This is a genomic window from Pseudomonas sp. P129, from assembly GCF_020312195.1.
Lineage (GTDB): Bacteria > Pseudomonadota > Gammaproteobacteria > Pseudomonadales > Pseudomonadaceae > Aquipseudomonas > Aquipseudomonas fragariae.
The window spans coordinates 1,038,836-1,058,372 of record NZ_JAGPYS010000001.1; the positions used below are offsets into that span (position 1 = coordinate 1,038,836).

Sequence of the window (19,537 nt, forward strand, 5' to 3'; positions counted from 1 at the left end):
TATAAGTAATTGCAGGTTGAACGGGGCGAGGAAACAAGCAAATGGCAAGGCGATTAACAGCAGCGGTGATACTTTTCGGCAGCTTGCTGCTCAGCGGATGTGGCGTGGACCTGGGCAATGATCAGAATGGCCAGAAGGTCGCCAGCGAACGCATCAAGGGGCACTGGCTGGTAGTCAACTACTGGGCCGAATGGTGTGGCCCCTGCCGTACAGAGGTTCCGGAGTTCAATGCATTGTCCGAACAGCTCAAGGACCAGAAAGTCACCGTGCTGGGGGTCAACTTCGACAACCTGCAGGGCGACGAACTGAAAAACGCTGCCAATGCACTGGGCATCAAATTCACCGTGCTCGCTCAGGACCCAGCCGAGCAATACAGCCTGCCGCCCTCCGAGGCGCTGCCGGTGACCTACATCATCGACGACAAGGGCAAAATGCGCGAACAACTGCTCGGCGAACAATCAGCCGCGACCGTGATCCAGAAGCTCAAGACACTGCGCGGCGAGGGCTGATCGGATCGATTTTCGACGCTTGGCGTAGCAACGAGGACGCGGAGCGTCCAGAACGGCATGCGACGCGGAGCGTCGCACGATAGTGATCGTTCCCTGCGCTCCAGCGTGGGAATGCAGTTCTAGACGCTCTGCGTCGCAAGTTACGCTGAGCTTCGGCACGATAGTTACAATCAGCTATCTTCCAGCCAGAAACGCAACGGCTTGCCCTGCGTTGGCCACAGACGCAACTGCTCGATGGGCGAGATATCCCAGCGCTGCACACTGCTCATCGCCTTGATAAAACGCTGCTCCTGCTCCATCAACGCCGGCGCACACATCTTGCGCGTCCTGCCCACCGGACCGAAACTGATGCTGTGATCGTTCAGCGTATAGGGCGCGAACCAATGGTTGCAGCCCGCATTGCCATACGCCCGGCCATCGGCACCCAGCGTCATGGTCAAGCGACTGTTATCGATCAGCGGACGTTCGCCGATCCACTCGGTTACATAGCTGTGATCCTGCTGGATCGGCAGCGGGTCAGCAGTACAACCAACCAGCAGCGCGCCGCCGATCAGGCTCAGGAGCGCAAACTGTTTCATGCCGCTTTCTCCTGGCACTTCTTGCAGAAGTGCTTCTCGCTATCGGTTTTCCAGCCCAACTCCGCAATGCGCGCGGTAGCGGCCGGTTTCTGCGCCTTGACGCCCAGCTTGCTCTCTACCATGAACTCGAAGTTCAGTTCGGCGGCGCAGCTGTCGCAATTCACTTTCCACTGATGAATCGCCAACTCGTCGAATACCGGGCCTTTAGCCACCGCAATCCACTGGCCGGGCGGGTTGATCAGGTGCCGGACTTTCTCGACGGTGAGGCGCATGTGCAGGCTTTTGCTGCCTTTGATAGTCACCAGCAACTGGTCGTTGTCGTGAATCGAGCCGCCGTTGCCGGTGACCTGGTAGCGACCGGGCGCCAGCGTGCGGCATTCGGTCAGTGTGTGCTGGGGGTTGAGCATGCTGTAGCGAAAATCGTGTTCGACCATGGGTCCTCCAAAATTGCGCGCATCCTAACATGCTCCGCCCACGCTGGAGCGTCAGGCACGAAAGGTGTCGCGCCGCACGCTCAAGCCATGACCCGCGCCTCTGCTTCCAGGCGAATGATGGCCCTGTCCAGATCGTTAAGGGCCTCTTCGGTGTGCGGGGCGTTCTGCTTGAGCAGGGTTTCGGCGCGTTGGCAGGCACTGCGCAGCTGGGGAACGCCGCAATAACGCGTTGCGCCGTGCAGCCGGTGGATGCGTTCGATCAAGGCGTGTACATCCTGGTTGGCACGCGCCACACGAATGGCTTCGCGGTCGGCGTCCAGGGAGGCCAGCAGCATGGCCAGCATGTCGGCGGCGAGATCCGCCTTGCCCGCAGCCAGGCGCAACCCTTCTTCATGATCCAGCACCAGCGGCCCGACGTGCACCTCGAGCGCTTCATTCTGGCGTTCCGGCGCAGGGTTGCGCAGCGCCAGCCCGGTCCACTTGAGCACCACCTGCGCCAGCTGCCGTTCGCTGATCGGCTTGGTCAGGTAGTCGTCCATACCGCTTTGCAGCAGTGAACGTTTTTCATTGGCCATCGCATGCGCGGTAAGGGCCACGATCGGCAGCGAGCTCTGGTTGCGTTCGGCCTCCCAGGCGCGGATCGCCTCGGTAGCCTGCCGACCGTCCATGCCGGGCATCTGCACGTCCATCAACACCAGGTCGAACGCTTCCTGTTGCACGGCATTGACCGCTGCGTAGCCGCCCTCGACAGCGACCACTTCAGCGCCCATGTCTTCGAGCAGGGTCTGCACCAGCAGCAGGTTGGCCGGGTTGTCGTCCACACACAGCACTCGCGGTGCACGGCTCGACAATGGCGGGCCGATGTCGGCACGCACCGCTCGCGGCGCGATCAGCTCGGACAGGGCTTTTTGCAGTTTGCGCGTGCAGGCGGGCTTGGCCTGCAGTTGCGTGTAGACATCGTGGACGGCCAACTGGAACAGCGCGTGCTCGGTGGTCGGGCACAGCACCATGACCTTGCAATTGAGGTTTTCCAAGTCCCAGATGTGCTGGCGCAACCGTTCCGGAGAGATTTCCAGCGCCGTCACGCCAAGTACCGCCAGATCGATGGCCGCTGGCGTCTCGTGCGCTGCCGTCACGCCGTTGAGCAGGTTTTCCAGGTTATTGAACACGATGGTCTGCAGGCCGCAGTCTTCCAGTTGATGCTCCAGCGCCTGACGCGCCAGGTCATGATGTTCAAGCACTGCGGCGCGCAGGCCGCCGAGCGGAATATTGAGTGATTCTTCCTTGTCTTCGCGGGCCTTGGGCAGTTTCAGGCTGATCCAGAATTCCGAACCTTCGCCCGGTGTGCTGTCGACACCGATTTCACCGCCCATCTGTTCGATCAGGCGCTTGGAGATCACCAGACCCAGTCCGGTACCGCCCGGTTGGCGCGAGAGCGAGTTGTCGGCCTGGCTGAAGGCCTGGAACAGCGCTCGCACATCCTGGCTGGACAGGCCGATCCCGGTGTCCTGCACGCTAATGCGCAGTTGCGCGTGCTCTTCGGTTTCATCTTCGAGCATGGCGCGCGCGACGATCGTGCCTTCGCGGGTGAACTTGATCGCGTTGCTGACCAGATTGGTCAGGATCTGCCGCAGACGCAGCGGGTCGCCGGACAGCGCCAGTGGCGTATCGCGGTACACCAGACTGACCAGTTCCAGCTGCTTGGCGTGCGCCGCCGGGGCGAGGATGGTCAGGGTGTCCTGCAACAGGTCGCGCAGGTTGAACGGGATATTGTCGAGCACCAGCTTGCCGGCCTCGATCTTCGAGAAGTCGAGAATCTCGTTGATGATGCTCAACAGGTTGTCGGCGGACTTCTCGATGGTGCCCAGGTAGTCGAACTGGCGCGGCGTCAGTTCGCTTTTCTGCAGCAAATGGGTGAAGCCCAGAATGCCATTGAGCGGCGTGCGAATTTCATGGCTCATGTTGGCCAGGAATTCCGACTTGATCCGGCTTGCTTCAAGCGCTTCCTTACGGGCCAGGTCCAGTTCGATGTTCTGGATTTCGATGGTCTCCAGATTCTGCCGGACATCCTCGGTCGCCTGATCGATGCTCAGTTGCAGTTCTTCCTGCGCGTTCTGCAGCGTCGCCGCCATGCGGTTGATGCCCGACGCCAGTTCGTCCAGCTCGCGGCTGCCCAGCGGTGGCAGACGGGTTTCCAGATTGCCGTCCTTGAGTTGCGACACGGCCTGCTTGATCTGGCTCATCGGCCCGTTGATGGTGCGGCTCATGCGTACCGCGAGGGTTGCGGTGAACGCCAGCCCGGTGAGGATCAGCAGCAGGCTGGCAAACAGGCTTCGGTAGCCGCGCAGCAGCGTACCATTATGGGATATTTCAAGCTCGACCCAGCCCAGCAGGGTGTCGGCTTCGGCAGGAATGATCGGGCTGGTCAGGTGGCGTTGACTGCCGAATACCGGCAGCAGGTAGCGCGTGGCGTCGGTGCCGGTCGAGCTGAGCAACTGCGACCCGCTGCCAATTGGCGACGGGCTGATCATGGTCGGCCCGGCGTGGGCCAGTACCGTGCGATCGGTGTCGAGAAACGACACGGCGCGCACGTCGGTCTGCTCCAGCGTCTGGGTGGCGATGCGACTGAGCAGTACTTTGTCCTTGCGCCCCAGTGCATTGGCGGCAAGGGGCGCCAGATCCTGGGCGATCATTTCGCCGCGTTGCAGCAGCTGGCTTTGCAGTTCGCTCAACTGCATCCAGGTGAAATAGCCACCGAGCATCGCCGCCATCAGGCTGGCAGGCAAAATAGTCAGTAGCAGCACACGGCCTTTTATACCCAGCTTGGTCAGCACGCTCTTCCTCCGGCAACACGTATCAGTCCGTCGATATCAGGCATCGGCTGCCTTGCTGTATCGGCACAAGGGGATGAGTTTAGCCATTTACCGTCGGCATGGGCACCTAACTCTCTATGCAGGGCGGGGTGGCTGCGGAAAAATCGGTGGTTATTCTTTTTGGGAATAAGCAGCGCACTTTGCGTGATATGGGCTTTGGCCGTTTGCCGTTATGATAGGCACCCCCCGCAGTCTGGATTGCGAAGACGCCATGACCCTGCAGTATCAAACCATTGCCGATTGCGTCGGCAACACCCCGCTGGTGCGTCTGCAACGCATGGCGGGTAATACCAGCAATACCCTCCTGTTGAAACTCGAAGGTAACAACCCCGCTGGCTCGGTAAAAGACCGCCCGGCCTTGTCGATGATCACCCGCGCCGAGCTGCGCGGCCAGATCCATCCGGGTGACACGCTGATCGAAGCCACCTCCGGCAATACCGGAATCGCGCTGGCCATGGCTGCGGCGATCAAGGGCTACCGTATGATTCTGATCATGCCGGACAACTCCAGTGCCGAACGCAAGGCCGCGATGACCGCCTATGGCGCCGAACTGATTTCGGTCAGCAAGGATGACGGCATGGAAGGTGCCCGTGATCTGGCCGAGCGCATGCAGGCCGAAGGCCGTGGCAAGGTGCTCGATCAGTTTGCCAATGGCGACAACCCCGAGGCGCATTACACGTCCACCGGTCCGGAAATCTGGCGGCAGACGGGCGGTACCGTGACCCATTTCGTCAGCTCGATGGGCACCACCGGCACCATCATGGGCACCTCGCGCTACCTCAAGGAGCAGAACCCCGACGTGCAGATCGTCGGTCTGCAACCGATGGAGGGCGCTTCGATCCCCGGTATTCGCCGCTGGCCGCAGGAATACCTGCCGAAAATCTATCAGTCGGACCGTGTCGACCGCATCATCGACATGGGCCAGAGCGAAGCCGAAGACACCATGCGCCGCCTCGCTCGCGAAGAAGGCATCTTCTGTGGCGTGTCGTCCGGTGGCTCGGTCGCCGGGGCATTGCGTATTTCCCGTGAAGTCGAAAACGCCGTGATTGTGGCGATCATCTGTGACCGAGGCGACCGTTACCTGTCGACCGGCGTCTATGATTCGCCCAACTGATGGCCAAGCATGAAAGAGGTTTGCGCTTTCAGCCTGCGGGCGGCGTTAAAACCGTACAGATTCCTGCCGGTAAAAAGCAGCGGCTGACCATTGAGCGGCTGTCCGACGACGGTCGCGGTATCGCCTTTCTCGAGGGTAAAACCTGGTTTGTCGCCGGCAGTCTGGCGGGCGAAGAGGTCGAGGCGCGCGTACTTAATGCGCGCGGCAAGGTCGTCGAGGCGCGCACCGAGCGGGTGTTCACTGCCAGCGCCATGCGTCGCGCTCCGGCCTGTGAGTATTTCGGTCGCTGCGGCGGCTGCAGTGTTCAGCATGTGCCCCATGAAGAACAGCTTGCCCTGAAACAGCGCATGCTCGCCGAGCAGTTGCTGCGCGTGGCGAACGTGGTGCCGGATGAATGGGCGGCACCTTTGAGTGGTGCCGAGCTGGCCTATCGCCGACGCGCGCGGGTCGCGGTTCGCTGGGATGCCAAGGCCAAAAGGCTGGATGTGGGGTTCCGCGCAGCCGCCAGCCAGGACATCGTCAGCATCGAACACTGTCCAGTGCTGGTACAAGCCTTGCAACCGATCATGAATGAGTTGCCTGGCATGCTGAAAAGTTTCAGCAAGCCACAGGTGCTGGGTCACGTCGAGCTGTTCAGTGGGGTTGCGACTGCCGTGTTGTTGCGCCACACCGCGTCGCTTGCCGAGGCCGACCTGGCGCTGTTGCAGGCGTTTTGCTCCAGGCACGACGCGCAGCTGTGGCTGCACGGCGAAGGCGAGCCGCAACCGGCCAGCTCCGGCGATACGCTGGGCTACCGGCTGGAGCCGTGGAACCTGCAACTGGCCTGGCGACCGGGAGATTTCATTCAGGTCAACGCGGCGGTCAATACCGCGATGATCGAACAGGCCCTGCAATGGCTGGCGCCTGCAAAAGATGAGCGTGTCATGGATCTGTTCTGTGGTCTGGGCAATTTCGCCTTGCCACTGGCGGGGCTGGCCAGGGACGTGGTGGCGGTCGAAGGCGTTGCGACCATGGTCGAGCGTGCAGCCGTCAACGCAATGAGTAATGATCTGCACAATGTGCGGTTTTTTCAGGCGGATCTTTCCCAGCCGCTGACACAGGCCGACTGGGCGGCAGAGGGGTTTTCTGCGGTACTCTTGGACCCACCGCGTGACGGGGCCTTTGAAGTGGTCCGCCAGATCAGAAAGACGGGGGCCCGGCGACTGCTTTATGTTTCATGCAACCCGGCAACTTTGGCTCGTGACGCGGTCGAACTGATCCGTCAGGGCTACCGATTAAAACGTGCCGGAATCCTCGATATGTTTCCTCAGACGGCGCATGTCGAGGCGATGGCTTTATTTGAAATGAGTAAGTGAGCGGCGTTCACTGGAACGAGTTCGTTGCTGACAAGGAATCTCATTTAATCCGACTGGCCCGCGAATGCCGGTCCTTGCTTGCCCGGCAAGTGGCATTCGCTCAGAAGGCTGGCGACTGATGGCGCTATTCATCGCGCCGTAGGGAAGGTAAGCAGCATGGTACAGGTGAGAGCGAGCCAGCCGATAAACACAGACGGCAGTATCAATCTCGACGCGTGGCTCGATCATATTGTCAGCGTCGACCTGGTCCTGGACCGGGAAGTCATGAAAAAGGCCTGTGAATTTGCCCGGGAAGCCGAGCAGACCGACAAGGCTCACAAGAATCATTGGGCAGAGGGCACCTCCAGTTTCCAGACCGGTCTGGAAATCGCGGAGATCCTGGCTGACCTCAAGCTGGATCAGGATTCGCTGGTCGCTGCGGTCATTTACCGTGGCGTGCGTGAAGGTCTCATTGCGCTGCCGGACGTCGAGCAGCGCTTTGGCGCAACGGTCGCCAAACTCATCGACGGCGTGCTGCGCATGGCCGCGATCAGCGCCAGTCTCAGCCCTCGTCAGTCATTGGTGCTCGGCAGTCAGGCGCAGGTGGAAAACCTGCGCAAGATGCTGGTGGCGATGGTCGACGACGTTCGCGTTGCGCTGATCAAGCTGGCCGAACGTACCTGCGCGATTCGTGCGGTGAAGAACGCCGACGACGAAAAACGCAACCGTGTGGCCCGCGAAGTCTTCGACATCTATGCACCGCTGGCCCACCGCCTGGGCATCGGTCACATCAAGTGGGAGCTGGAAGACCTGTCCTTCCGCTACCTGGAGCCCGATCAATACAAGCAGATCGCCAAGCTGCTGCATGAACGCAGGCTGGACCGCGAGCGCTTCATCAGCGACGTCATGTCTCAACTCGATAACGAGCTGCAGGCCACCGGCGTGACCGCTGACATCAGCGGCCGTGCCAAGCATATCTACTCCATCTGGCGCAAAATGCAGCGCAAGGGCCTGGCGTTCAGCCAGATCTATGACGTGCGTGCGTTGCGTGTGCTGGTCCCGGAAATGCGCGACTGCTACACCGCGCTGGGTATCGTGCACACCTTGTGGCGGCATATTCCCAAAGAGTTCGACGATTACATCGCCAACCCCAAGGAAAACGGCTATCGCTCGCTGCACACCGCGGTGATCGGGCCGGAAGGCAAGGTGCTGGAAGTGCAGATTCGCACCCACGCCATGCATGAAGAGGCCGAGCTGGGCGTTTGTGCGCACTGGCGCTATAAAGGCACCGACGTCAAATCCGGCTCCAATCATTACGAAGAGAAGATTTCCTGGCTGCGTCAGGTGCTCGAATGGCATGAAGAGCTGGGCGACATCGGCGGTCTGGCCGATCAGTTGCGGGTTGATATCGAGCCTGACCGCGTCTACGTCTTCACCCCGGATGGCCACGCCATCGACCTGCCCAAGGGCGCGACACCGCTGGACTTCGCCTATCGGGTGCACACCGAAATCGGCCATAACTGCCGGGGTGCGAAGATCAATGGCCGCATCGTACCGCTCAACTACAGCCTGCAGACCGGCGAGCAGGTCGAGATCATCACCAGCAAGCACGGTACGCCGAGCCGCGACTGGCTGAACTCGAACCTGGGCTACATCACCACCTCGCGTGCGCGGGCCAAGATCGTTCACTGGTTCAAGTTGCAGGCTCGCGACCAGAACGTCGCCGCCGGCAGAACCCTGATCGAACGCGAACTGGCGCGCCTGGCGTTACCGCAGGTCGATTTCGACAAGCTGGCGGACAAGGCCAATCACAAGACCGCCGACGACATGTTTGCGGCATTGGGCGCGGGCGATCTGCGTCTGGCGCAACTGGTCAATCTGGCTCAGCAGCAGGTTGAGCCTGATCGCGTCAATGAACAGCTGGAGCTGATCCCGCGCAAGGCCACCGGCTACAAGCCCGGCAAGCGTGGCGATATTCAGATTCAGGGCGTCGGCAACCTGATGACGCAGATGGCCGGCTGCTGCCAGCCGCTGCCGGGCGATGCGATCGTCGGTTATATCACTCAGGGGCGTGGCGTCAGCATTCACCGTCAGGATTGCGCTTCGGTGCTGCAGCTGGGCGGTCGCGAGCCCGAGCGGATCATTCAGGTCAGTTGGGGGCCGGTGCCGGTACTCACCTATCCGGTGGACATCATCATCCGTGCCTACGACCGTTCCGGCTTGCTGCGAGACGTCACCCAGGTGCTGCTCAACGAGCGGATCAACGTGCTGGCGGTCAATACCCGTTCGAACAAGGAAGACAACACAGCGCTGATGTCCCTGACCATCGAGATTCCGGGTCTGGACGCGCTGGGGCGGTTGCTGGGGCGCATTTCCCAGTTGCCGAACATCATTGAAACGCGCAGGAACAGGACGCCCTAGGGGCAGCTATAAGCTATAAGCTATAAGCTAAAGCGGATTGCGGTGGCTTGCAGCTTGAAGCTTGAAGCTAAACCGCTGCGACCGAAGGAAGCCTATGTACACAGTTCAAGACCTGCTGCACCTCATGGCCCGGCTGCGTGATCCGCAGTTCGGCTGTCCGTGGGACCTGAAGCAGACCTACGCCAGCATCGTGCCGCACACGCTGGAAGAAGCCTATGAAGTGGCTGATGCCATCGAACAGGGCGACCTCGATCATCTGAAGGGCGAGCTGGGAGACCTGCTGTTTCAGGTGGTCTTCTATGCGCAGTTGGCCAAAGAGGAAGGCCGGTTTGAATTCGACGATGTGATCGACGGTATTACCCGCAAGTTGCTGCGTCGCCATCCGCACGTGTTTCCGACTGGCGAGCTGTACGCGCCGGCAGAAACGCCGCGCCTGACCGACGAGCAGGTCAATCGTCGTTGGGACGAAATCAAGGCCGAGGAGCGTGCCGAAAAGGCCGGCGTTCCCGAGCAGTTGTCGTTGCTCGACGACGTGCCGAGGGCCTTGCCCGCGTTGAGTCGTGCGGCCAAACTGCAGAAGCGTGCAGCGCAGGTGGGTTTCGACTGGCCTGCGGCATTGCCGGTGGTCGACAAGGTGCGTGAAGAACTCGATGAAATTCTCGAGGCCATGGTCGACAATGACGCCGAGGGCATCGCCGAGGAAGTCGGCGACCTGCTGTTCAGCGTCGTCAACCTGGCCCGACACCTCAAGGTCGACCCGGAAACTGCGCTACGCTCGGCCAATAGCAAATTCGACAGACGCTTCCGATTCATTGAACAGGCTTTGCGCCACCTGCAGCGTCCTATCGAAGCGTGCTCGCTCGAAGAAATGGACGCGTTGTGGGGCGAAGCCAAACGTCAGGAAAAGAGCACACCCGGCTGCGGCTGAGTGTGCGGTAACGGTATAAGTGAGTAGACAATGAGCCTTTCCCTTCGCGATCAGTTGCTCAAGGCAGGTCTGGTCAACCAAAAGCAGGCCAAGCAGGTCGGCAAAGAAAAGCAGAAAGAGCAGCGTCTGGTGCACAAGGGTCAGGCTCAGGCCGATGACTCGCAAAAGCGTGCGGCCCAGGAGGCCATGGCCGAGAAGGCCAGGCGTGACCAGGAGCTGAACCGTCAGCAGCAGGAGAAGGTCGAGCAGAAAGCCCGTACCGCTCAGGTCAAGCAACTGATCGAAGTGTCGCGCCTGCCCAAGCTGATCACCGAGGATTACTACAACTTCGTTGACGACAAGAAGGTCAAGCGCATCCCGGTCAACGCCATGGTGCGCAACAAGCTCAGCAGCGGTTCACTGGCCATCGTTCACCACGGTGGCGGTTACGAGATCATTCCGCGTGAGGCTGCGCTGAAGATTCAGGAGCGTGACCCGCGTCGTATCGTGCTGCTCAACACCCCGACCGAAGCGCCGGATGCAGACGACCCGTACGCGGCGTATCAGGTGCCTGACGATCTGATGTGGTAAGCCCACGGCGCGGTCATTGAGTTGTCAAAACAAAACCCGCATTCAGCGGGTTTTGTCTTTTTCTGTTCTGAGAATTGTTCAGTGGTTGCCCTGGCTTTCCAGCGCTTCCAGCTCTTCCTTGTAGCGAAGGGCATCGGACTCAACGTGGAACATGCCGACCAGTTGGTCCTGTTGGTGCACATCCCAGATCTGGATGCCGTCGGCAACGGCTTCGTGAGAGAGGTGGGCGTCGTCGCGTTCAGTAACTCTGACAGTCATAGTAGTAAGCTCCTGACTTTGATGGCCTTGATGGTCAGGCCTCTGGATACTGCGGCGATGTGTCGCAGGACTCTTTTATAGGATTTGTTAGCTGCCTAAGTAAATAGCCTGTTCAGGTTCCCCAGTGGTCAGAAACTGATCGATCTTCTGCAGCCCTTGCATGACGAGGCTTACAGCGCGGTGGAGGCAAAATGAAGGATGTTTCATGTGCTTCGAGGCTGTCCGAACGCACGTGAAAACGCCGTTCCAGACGCTCCGCGTCCTCATTGACGACGCAGAGCGTCGAGACCTGCATTCCCACGCAGGAGCGTGAGGAACGATGATCGTAACTATCGTGCGTCGCATGCCTTCGGCCAATAAAAAGCCCCGCTGAAAAGCGGGGCTCTGTGGTGCGGGCGGTCAGGGCAATCAGCTGCCTTTGACGGCCTTGCCGTTGACGGTGCCGTCCAGCAAGACGATGTTGTATTCCTTGCCGTCGGTTTCGACCTGTTGCAGGCGGACCAGCAGGTAATCCCAATCCTTGGCGAACCACAGCACGGTGGTGCGCTTGCTTTGCGTCGGGTCACGTACGCGCTCGACCTTGATCGCATCGACCTGGCCTGTCTTGGTGGTGACTTTTTCCGAACCCAGCACGCGGAAGTCGTAGGTGTCCACTTCATCACCGTCGACAACCTGATAGCTCATGCTCTTCTTGCCCTCAGCGATGTCATGTTGCAACGCCAGCTGATAGGTGGACTTGTCGAGAATGCCACGGTTGAGCGGCAGCTTGATCGCATCGCCACGGTCGGTGCCGGTGACGAACTTGGTGTTCCAGTCGAACGCCAGATCGACCTTCTTGGATTTGCCCAGGCCGCTGCGCTCGAAGTTGTAGGTCTGTGGCAGCAGGGTGTCCTTGTCGACCTTCAGCGTGCTGACTTCAGTCAGGCTGGCGATCATCATCGAGGCCTTGAAGCTCAGGGTCCAGGTGCCATTTGCGCCGGCTTCCAGGCTGCGTTCAGCCGTGCCGCTCATGGGCAGTTGTTTCCAGTCGGCGGTGTAGCTGGCGGAGAAGGGTTGAAGGTCTGCGGCCTGTACGGCAGGCAATGCGAGCAGAGCGAAAGCGAAGAGCAGAGCGCGACGCATAGTATCTCCTAATGTCGAATCAGATGGCCGCTGGCCGGGAGTAACTGGCTATCGAGTAACGCACCTTGTTCACCAAGGCTCAGTCGGCCTTCGGCAAACCAGCGAATGGCCAGTGGGTAAATACGGTGCTCTTGAACATGGACCCGTTGCGCGAGCGTTGCGGGCGTGTCGTGCAACTGTACCGAAATAACTGCCTGTACGACCAGTGGGCCGCCATCGAGTTCCTCGGTAACAAAATGCACGCTGCAGCCATGCTCGGTGTCGCCGGCTTCCAGCGCACGCTTGTGCGTGTGCAAGCCTTTGTAACGCGGCAGCAGGGAAGGGTGAATATTCAGCAGACGGCCGTGATAGTGGCGAACGAACCCTGCGCTGAGAATGCGCATGAACCCGGCCAGTACGACCAACTGTGGCTGGAAGGCGTCGATCCGTTCGATCAGCGCTGCATCGAAGGCCTCGCGACCTTCGTACGCGGTGTGATCCAGTACGCAGGTTTCGATGCCTGCGTCTCGGGCGCGTTGCAGGCCGAACGCATCTGCGCGGTTGGATATCACCGCGCGGATGCGGACGGGGCTGGCCTCGTCCTTGAAGCTGTCGATCATCGCTTGCAGGTTGCCGCCGGTGCCGGACAGCAGCACCACGACGTCGCAGATGGCTGGCATCAATGCGCCTTGAGGTTTTTCAGCTCGACCTGTGCTGCGCCTTCGGCAGCGGTGGCGATCTGGCCGATCACCCAAGGCTGCTCGCCCGCTTCACGCAGCACCTTGAGTGCCGCTTCAACGTGCTCCTGAGCGACGCAGATCACCATGCCCACGCCGCAGTTCAGCACGCGGTGCATCTCGTTTTCCGCAACGTTGCCTTGCTGCTGCAGCCAGTCGAACACGGCCGGACGCTGCCAGCTGGCGACGTCGACAACGGCCTGAGCGCCTTCAGGCAGTACGCGTGGAATGTTGTCGAGCAGGCCGCCACCGGTGATGTGGGCCATGGCCTTGACCGCGCCGGTTTCCTTGATCAGCTTGAGCAGCGGCTTCACGTAGATGCGGGTCGGTGCCATCAGCAGTTCGGTCAGCGGTTTGCCGTCCAGCTGGATGTTTTCGATATCGGCACCTGCCACCTCGATGATCTTGCGGATCAGCGAGTAGCCGTTGGAGTGCGGGCCGGACGATGGCAGGGCGAGCAGGGCATCACCGGCAGCGACTTTCGAGCCGTCGATGATCTCGGCCTTTTCCACCACGCCGACGCAGAAGCCTGCCAGGTCGTAGTCTTCGCCTTCGTACATGCCCGGCATTTCAGCGGTTTCACCACCCACCAGCGAGCAACCGGCCAGTTCGCAGCCGGCGCCGATGCCGGTGACGACCTGAGCAGCGGTGTCGACGTTGAGCTTGCCGGTGGCGTAGTAATCGAGGAAGAACAGCGGTTCTGCACCACAGACCACCAGGTCATTGACGCACATGGCGACCAGATCGATGCCGATGGTGTCGTGCTTGTTCAGGTTCAGCGCCAGACGCAGCTTGGTGCCCACGCCGTCAGTGCCGGAAACCAGAACCGGTTGCTTGTAGCCGGCCGGGATTTCGCAGAGGGCGCCGAAGCCTCCCAGGCCGCCCATGACTTCCGGACGCTTGGTGCGCTTGGCGACGCTCTTGATGCGTTCGACCAATGCTTCACCGGCGTCGATGTCTACACCGGCGTCTTTATAGCTCAGGGAGGGTTGCTTGCTCATAGAAAATCCAGGCCTTTAGGGGGGATTCGGAGGTATCGACCGCTGCGTTAGGGCCCGTTCAGCACCGCGCTGTCATGCGGTGGTAATGTTGGGGCCATGGCGATTGCCGGTCTGCGAAGGCGCGCGATTTTATCAGGCTTGCTCATCAGGGGCCATCCTTGCGCCGACAACAGGGCGGTGTTGCACCAAATAAACTCAACCCGGCGGCCTGTGAGTGCGAGCCTGGACGTTTAGGGTGTACTTTATGCGCGAACTGAATGATGGGTGGCTCACGTCTGTCCCAGACTTGCATACCTGCTGAAACAGCTTCTTTTCACTTTTTTCCGTTCGGGAACTGTCCATGCGTTTTTCCAGAATTCTTCTAATCGGCTGTCTGTCCCTGATCAGCCTTCCCAGCCTTGCCGAGACGGTCAGCAATCTTTATCAGGTCCGCGAACCGGTCAATGGCCAGTCGCCCGATGAGCGCACGCGGGCCACGCAGGCCGCCGTCGACACTCTGGTGCTGCGCCTGACCGGCGACGCCAAGGCCGTGCAGGGTTCGGCCATCGCCGCGCTGCGCAAGGACCCGCAGCAGATCATCAGCCAGTACGGTTACGAGGCCGGACCGCCGGAGACCCTGCTGGTGGACTTCGATCCGGCAACCACCGAACGCGCGTTGCGCGATGCGGGTCTGTCGATCTGGGGCAGCAATCGTCCGTCGATTCTCGGCTGGTGGCTGAATGATTCGGTGGAAGGCTCGAATCTGGTCGGCGACGGTCAGGCCGCCGCCGAACCCTTGCGCCAGGCCGCTCAGCACCGCGGACTGCCGCTGCGTCTGCCGCTGGCTGATTTGAGCGAGCAGGGCATCGGTAATGCGAAGACCCTGGAGGGCACTGACCCTGCACCGCTCAAGGAAGCCTCCGAGCGCTATGGCGCCGACGCGATACTGGCTGTGCATGCTAAGGAAGATGGCGGTCAGTGGCAGGGCAAATGGCGCTTGTGGCTGGGTGATCAGCGTGAACAGGGCAGCGCGACCGGCGCCAGCTCCGAGGCGCTGGCCGATGCGGTGCTGCTGTCGGTAAGCGAGCGTCTGGCGCCGCGCTTCGTTGCCAAGCCGGGAGCGTCGACCGGGATGCTGATCCAGGTTCAGGGCATGACGCTGGAGCGCTATGCGCAACTGCTTCAGTTACTCGAACCGTTCGGCGTGCGTCTGAGTTCTGTCGAAGGCGATAAAGTGGTGTTTGAGGTCAGTGGCAGCACCGATCAGCTACGCTCGCAGTTGTCGCTGGCCAAGCTGCAGGAAGTGCCTGCAGCCGAAGCAGCCGCTACCGCAACGCCGCCTGCTGCGCCTGTCGATGCGACTGCGCCGGTTGCGCCAGCCAATGGAGCCGCTGCTGTTCCGGCACCTGCGCCCGCACCGATGATTGTTCCGGCGTCCGCGCCACAACTTTATTTCCGCTGGTAACCCGGCAAGAACGCTTTTCCATTGGCTTGAGGGATGTTGATGACTGATATGCGGCGTTGGTTCTGGATCGGCGGCCTGGCCTTGCTGGTCGCATTCGTGGTGCTGTTGCACCCGATCCTCACTCCTTTTCTGGTGGCGCTGCTACTGGCCTATATGGGCGATCCGCTGGTGGATCGCCTGGAGCGCGCAGGACTGTCCAGAACCCTGAGCGTCGTAGTCGTGTTCGGGCTGTTCACGCTGGTGCTGATGGCGTTACTGCTGATTCTGGTGCCGATGCTGGCCAAGCAGTTGTTCCGGCTCTACGAGCTGGCGCCGCAGATTCTCGACTGGCTGCAACACGCGGCGTTGCCATGGGTCCAGGCCAAGTTCGGGCTGGCAGACGGGTTCTGGAAGTTCGACAAGATCAAGGCCGCCATCTCCGAGCATATGGGCCAGGCCGGGGACATCGTCTCTATCGTGCTGTCCCAGGCGACGGCTTCCAGCCTGGCGCTGATCGGCTGGCTGACCAACCTGGTACTGATTCCCGTGGTGTGTTTCTACCTGCTGCGTGACTGGGACATCATGACCGGCAAGATCCGTGGCCTGCTGCCGCGTCAGCGTGAAGCTCAGATCGTCAAGCTGGCGGGCGAGTGCCACGAAGTGCTCGGCGCGTTCATACGCGGTCAGTTGCTGGTGATGGTCGGCCTTGGCGTGATCTACGCGGCCGGTCTGATGCTGGTCGGGCTGGAGCTGGGCCTGCTGATCGGCGTGATTGCCGGTCTGGCGGCCATCGTGCCTTATATGGGGTTCGTGATCGGTATCGGTTCGGCGCTGGTGGCCGGGCTGTTCCAGTTTGGCGGTGACCTGTACCCGATGATGGGGATCGTGGCGGTGTTCATGATCGGTCAGGCCCTCGAGGGGATGGTGCTGACGCCCTTGCTGGTCGGTGATCGCATCGGCCTGCACCCGGTCGCAGTGATCTTCGCGATTCTGGCGGGTGGCGAGCTGTTCGGTTTTACCGGCATTCTGCTGGCCCTGCCGGTGGCGGCGGTGATCATGGTGCTGGTGCGGCACATGCATGATTTGTACAAGGACTCGGAAATCTACGCAGGCGCGGAAGATCCGGAGCTGTAAGGTCGACGCAAGCCTCTTCGCCGCCCGGTGAAGAGGCTCATGCCTTGAGGGCATGCGCCCCTTCAAACGCCCTGTGCTGGGCGGCGCTTTACTCACCCTGACGCAAACCTTTGATTTTGCTTGAGGTCTGTCGCATTGTGCGACCAGCGTCACGGGTATAAACTTTGCGCTCTTTACACAGAGGCCCTTGACGGTTTGCATGAGCCGTTAGTCAGCATGAAACCGATTCAGCTGCCCCTGAGTGTGCGTCTGCGTGATGACGCCACTTTCGTCAATTACTATCCAGGCGCCAACGCCGCTGCACTCGGCTATGTCGAGCGGCTGTGCGAAGCCGACGCTGGCTGGACCGAAAGCCTCATCTACCTGTGGGGCAAGGACGGGGTAGGGCGCACGCACCTGCTGCAGGCTGCCTGCCTGCGTTTCGAACAGTTGGGCGAGCCTGCGGTGTATCTGCCGCTGGCCGAAGTCATAGATGAAGGCATCGAGCTGTTCGATCATCTGGAGCAGTACGAACTGGTGTGTCTGGACGACCTGCAGGCGATCGTCGGCAAGCCGGACTGGGAAGAAGCGCTGTTTCATCTGTTCAATCGCCTGCGTGACAGCGGCCGTCGTCTGCTGATTGCCGCGTCCAAATCGCCCCGCGAACTGCCGGTAAAGCTTCCCGACCTGAAATCACGCCTGACCATGGCGCTGGTGTTCCAGATGCGCGGGCTGTCCGACGAGGACAAGCTGCGTGCCCTGCAACTGCGTGCTTCACGGCGCGGCCTGCACCTGACCGACGATGTCGGGCATTTCATCCTGACGCGCGGTACACGCAGCATGAGCGCGTTGTTCGAATTGCTCGAGCGCCTCGATCAGGCGTCACTCCAGGAAAAGCGCAAGCTGACCATTCCCTTCCTTAAAGAGACCCTCGGGTGGTAGATCAGGCGCTGTTGATGCAGACGGCGGCTGCCTTGCGCCATGCAAAACGGATTCTGGTGATCACCGGGGCGGGGCTGTCTGCCGATTCGGGGCTGCCGACCTACCGTGGCGTGGGCGGGCTCTACAATGGCAAGACCGACGATGGCCTGCCTATCGAAATGGCCCTGTCCGGGCCCATGCTGCGTCGTGATCCTGAGCTGTGCTGGAAATACATCGCCGAACTGGGCAAGGCGTGCCTGGGTGGCGAGCCGAATGTCGCGCATTACGCCATCGCCCAGTTGCAGCGCATCAAACCCGAGTGCTGGGTACTGACCCAGAACGTCGACGGTTACCATCGCGCGGCAGGCAGTCCGCCGGAGCGCCTGATCGAAATTCACGGGCAACTCTCGCCACTGTTTTGCCAATCCTGCGGTGCTGAGGATTCGCAATTGAGTGAGCACTTGCGGCGCCCTTTGCCCCCCTTATGCCCGGCATGTAGTGGCATTTTGCGACCGTCCGTCGTTCTTTTTCAGGAAATGCTTCCCGAAAAAGCGCTGGAAACACTGCATGAACAGCTGGCTAAAGGCTATGACGCAGTGTTGAGTATTGGCACCACCGCAAGCTTCCCCTACATTCACGAACCGGTCATTCGCACCAGGGTTTCCGGGGGTTTTACCGCAGAAATCAATCCACAGCCGACGGATCACAGCGCGCAGATGGACGTCTTTTTGCCGTACCGCGCGGCACATGTCATGGCCGAACTCATAAGTCACATCTAGTTCGATTGAATTTGCAAATCACCTTCATAAAAGGCATAGTCTCGCCATCTTAACTAGTCAGCCACGGTTGTGCCCATGCAAGTTGTTCGCTTCGCACCCCTCGTGCCTCTCGCACTCGTTACATTTCTCTTCGGTTGCTCGGCCAATATGCCGGTCGCACAGCAGGAACAGGCCCAGCCAGTTCCACGCTATCAGAGTGCAATCAATGCCAATGCCCAGTCCGCAGCCCGTCGCGCCGACGCGGCAGTCCTGCAGGACGAGCTCGCTACCGAAGACGAACTGTCCCAGTTCGCTGATAACAAGTCTTACCAACTGCCGGCCCTGGCCGACAGCATCCTGGAGCGTGGCAAGTCGCTGATCGGCACCCGCTACAAGTTCGGCGGCACGTCGACTTCTTCGGGTTTCGATTGCAGCGGCTTCATCGGTTATCTGTTTCGCGAAGAGGCCGGCATGAGCCTGCCACGTTCCACGCGTGAAATGATCAACGTCAACGCACCTCTGGTAGCGCGCAACAAGCTTCAGCCGGGTGATGTGCTGTTCTTCAGTACTCGCGGTCGTGGTCAGGTCAGCCACGCAGCGATTTACGCCGGTAATCGGCAGTTCATCCACTCCAGCAGTCGCCGCAGCGGCGGTGTGCGCATCGACAGCCTCGATGACGCCTACTGGAGCAAGACCTTCATCGAGGCCAAGCGGCCTCTGGCGATGGCCCCGGGTACTGTTGCAGTAAAATCGACACCTGAAGTCACGCAGACAACGGCGATGACTTCGACTACAGTCAAGACCGCGCCCAAGCGGCGTAAATAAATAGAACGCGCAGCACAAGACCTTCGGGTCTTTATGCGTTTTTGAGCTTCTCGGCAGCGTAAGCCGCATCCGGATAGGTTGTTGTGGTTATGTCGATTGCGTTGCGCCTGTTAGTCATCTCTGTTGCTGCGTTGCTCGGTGCCTGCGCCAGCGCGCCGCCTCCGCCCAAAGCGCCCCGGATCGTTCAGCGTCCGGTGGTCACTGCACCTCCCCAGATTCTTTCTCCGGCTGCCGAAGACGTGCTGTTTCGTGCGTTGGGGCTGGTTGGCACGCCTTATCGCTGGGGCGGCAACACGCCTGACTCCGGTTTCGATTGCAGCGGTCTTATAGGCTATGTCTATCGTGATGCGGCGGGCATTTCCCTGCCGCGTTCCACACGCGAGATGATCGTGATGGGCGCACCGAATATTCGTCGCGAGCAATTGCAGTCAGGTGATCTGGTGTTCTTCGCCACATCGGGCGGTTCTCAGGTGTCCCACGCCGGGATCTATGTCGGCGAAGGCCGCTTCGTGCATGCGCCGGCCACCGGCGGCACGGTCAAGCTCGACAGCCTCGACAAGCCTTACTGGCAGAGAGCCTATCTCAACGCCAAACGCGTGATTCAGCCGTCCAGCCTGGCGCAGAATCGGCCTTAAGCGC

19 protein-coding genes are annotated in these 19,537 nt (G+C 60.6%); 12 read left to right on the top strand and 7 right to left on the bottom strand.

Translation table 11 applies throughout. The annotated features are described in order from the left end of the window. Positions 1-41: 41 nt before the first annotated feature. The gene (locus tag KBY02_RS04460) at positions 42-509 is read left to right on the top strand and encodes a TlpA disulfide reductase family protein (protein ID WP_011268596.1); all 468 of its coding nucleotides are present in this window, start codon (positions 42-44) and stop codon (positions 507-509) included. Positions 510-679: 170 nt separating this feature from the next. On the opposite strand, the gene KBY02_RS04465 is transcribed toward KBY02_RS04460, so the two are convergent. The 3 genes from KBY02_RS04465 to KBY02_RS04475 form a co-directional block, all read right to left on the bottom strand. Beyond that, complete coding sequence (locus tag KBY02_RS04465; RefSeq protein WP_104652875.1) at positions 680-1,087, bottom strand: META domain-containing protein; 408 nt, start codon at positions 1,085-1,087, stop codon at positions 680-682. Then, a complete protein-coding gene (locus tag KBY02_RS04470) occupies positions 1,084-1,521 on the bottom strand; it encodes a hypothetical protein (RefSeq protein ID WP_054091437.1) in 438 nt (145 codons plus the stop codon). The genes KBY02_RS04465 and KBY02_RS04470 overlap by 4 nt, the downstream gene beginning before the upstream one ends. An 80-nt stretch (positions 1,522-1,601) precedes the next feature. Next, positions 1,602-4,355 carry a response regulator gene (locus KBY02_RS04475; protein WP_003407728.1) on the bottom strand — a complete coding sequence of 918 codons (2,754 nt, stop codon included), beginning with the start codon at positions 4,353-4,355 and terminating at the stop codon, positions 1,602-1,604. Between the two features lie 250 nt (positions 4,356-4,605). Between KBY02_RS04475 and cysM the strand changes: the two genes are divergently transcribed. The 5 genes from cysM to KBY02_RS04500 all read left to right on the top strand — a co-directional run bounded on the left by cysM (position 4,606) and on the right by KBY02_RS04500 (position 10,761). Continuing rightward, complete coding sequence (gene cysM, locus KBY02_RS04480) at positions 4,606-5,508, top strand: cysteine synthase CysM (protein WP_003407727.1); 903 nt, start codon at positions 4,606-4,608, stop codon at positions 5,506-5,508. Beyond that, positions 5,508-6,863: a 23S rRNA (uracil(1939)-C(5))-methyltransferase RlmD gene (rlmD, locus tag KBY02_RS04485; protein WP_024641423.1), complete on the top strand. Its 1,356-nt coding sequence runs from the start codon at positions 5,508-5,510 to the stop codon at positions 6,861-6,863. Before cysM ends, rlmD begins: the two co-directional genes overlap by 1 nt. Positions 6,864-7,019: 156 nt before the next feature. Beyond that, positions 7,020-9,263, top strand: coding sequence for a GTP diphosphokinase (gene relA / locus KBY02_RS04490; RefSeq protein WP_225649914.1), 2,244 nt, complete (start codon positions 7,020-7,022; stop codon positions 9,261-9,263). A 94-nt stretch (positions 9,264-9,357) separates the two neighbouring features. After that, a complete protein-coding gene (gene mazG / locus KBY02_RS04495) occupies positions 9,358-10,191 on the top strand; it encodes a nucleoside triphosphate pyrophosphohydrolase (protein WP_011268591.1) in 834 nt (277 codons plus the stop codon). 30 nt (positions 10,192-10,221) lie between these two features. Continuing rightward, complete coding sequence (locus tag KBY02_RS04500) at positions 10,222-10,761, top strand: DUF2058 domain-containing protein (RefSeq protein WP_003407712.1); 540 nt, start codon at positions 10,222-10,224, stop codon at positions 10,759-10,761. 78 nt (positions 10,762-10,839) lie between these two features. Here the strand turns inward: KBY02_RS04500 and KBY02_RS04505 are convergent, their stop codons facing one another. The 4 genes from KBY02_RS04505 to purM form a co-directional block, all read right to left on the bottom strand. Next, positions 10,840-11,019 carry a hypothetical protein gene (locus KBY02_RS04505; RefSeq protein WP_002554613.1) on the bottom strand — a complete coding sequence of 60 codons (180 nt, stop codon included), beginning with the start codon at positions 11,017-11,019 and terminating at the stop codon, positions 10,840-10,842. Positions 11,020-11,427: 408 nt separating this feature from the next. Next, positions 11,428-12,141 (bottom strand): DUF3108 domain-containing protein, encoded by a 714-nt coding sequence (locus KBY02_RS04510; RefSeq protein ID WP_003369623.1) that lies wholly within the window; start codon positions 12,139-12,141, stop codon positions 11,428-11,430. 8 nt (positions 12,142-12,149) lie between these two features. Then, a complete protein-coding gene (gene purN / locus KBY02_RS04515; RefSeq protein WP_024649977.1) occupies positions 12,150-12,800 on the bottom strand; it encodes a phosphoribosylglycinamide formyltransferase in 651 nt (216 codons plus the stop codon). Continuing rightward, positions 12,800-13,858, bottom strand: coding sequence for a phosphoribosylformylglycinamidine cyclo-ligase (gene purM / locus KBY02_RS04520; RefSeq protein WP_003344863.1), 1,059 nt, complete (start codon positions 13,856-13,858; stop codon positions 12,800-12,802). Before purM ends, purN begins: the two co-directional genes overlap by 1 nt. A 340-nt stretch (positions 13,859-14,198) precedes the next feature. Between purM and KBY02_RS04525 the strand changes: the two genes are divergently transcribed. From KBY02_RS04525 to KBY02_RS04550, 6 genes are all read left to right on the top strand, one after another. Next, positions 14,199-15,302 (top strand): DUF2066 domain-containing protein, encoded by a 1,104-nt coding sequence (locus KBY02_RS04525; protein WP_011268587.1) that lies wholly within the window; start codon positions 14,199-14,201, stop codon positions 15,300-15,302. Positions 15,303-15,341: 39 nt separating this feature from the next. Further along, the gene (locus KBY02_RS04530; RefSeq protein WP_003404282.1) at positions 15,342-16,415 is read left to right on the top strand and encodes an AI-2E family transporter; all 1,074 of its coding nucleotides are present in this window, start codon (positions 15,342-15,344) and stop codon (positions 16,413-16,415) included. Positions 16,416-16,631: 216 nt separating this feature from the next. Beyond that, on the top strand, positions 16,632-17,336 hold the full coding sequence (gene hda / locus KBY02_RS04535; protein WP_003369632.1) for a DnaA regulatory inactivator Hda: 705 nt from the start codon (positions 16,632-16,634) through the stop codon (positions 17,334-17,336). After that, complete coding sequence (locus tag KBY02_RS04540; RefSeq protein WP_162886629.1) at positions 17,330-18,094, top strand: NAD-dependent deacylase; 765 nt, start codon at positions 17,330-17,332, stop codon at positions 18,092-18,094. The genes hda and KBY02_RS04540 overlap by 7 nt, the downstream gene beginning before the upstream one ends. A gap of 75 nt (positions 18,095-18,169) precedes the next feature. Further along, positions 18,170-18,898: a C40 family peptidase gene (locus KBY02_RS04545; protein ID WP_011268584.1), complete on the top strand. Its 729-nt coding sequence runs from the start codon at positions 18,170-18,172 to the stop codon at positions 18,896-18,898. A gap of 89 nt (positions 18,899-18,987) precedes the next feature. Next, positions 18,988-19,533: a C40 family peptidase gene (locus KBY02_RS04550; protein ID WP_003369637.1), complete on the top strand. Its 546-nt coding sequence runs from the start codon at positions 18,988-18,990 to the stop codon at positions 19,531-19,533. The last annotated feature ends 4 nt before the right edge of the window (positions 19,534-19,537 follow it).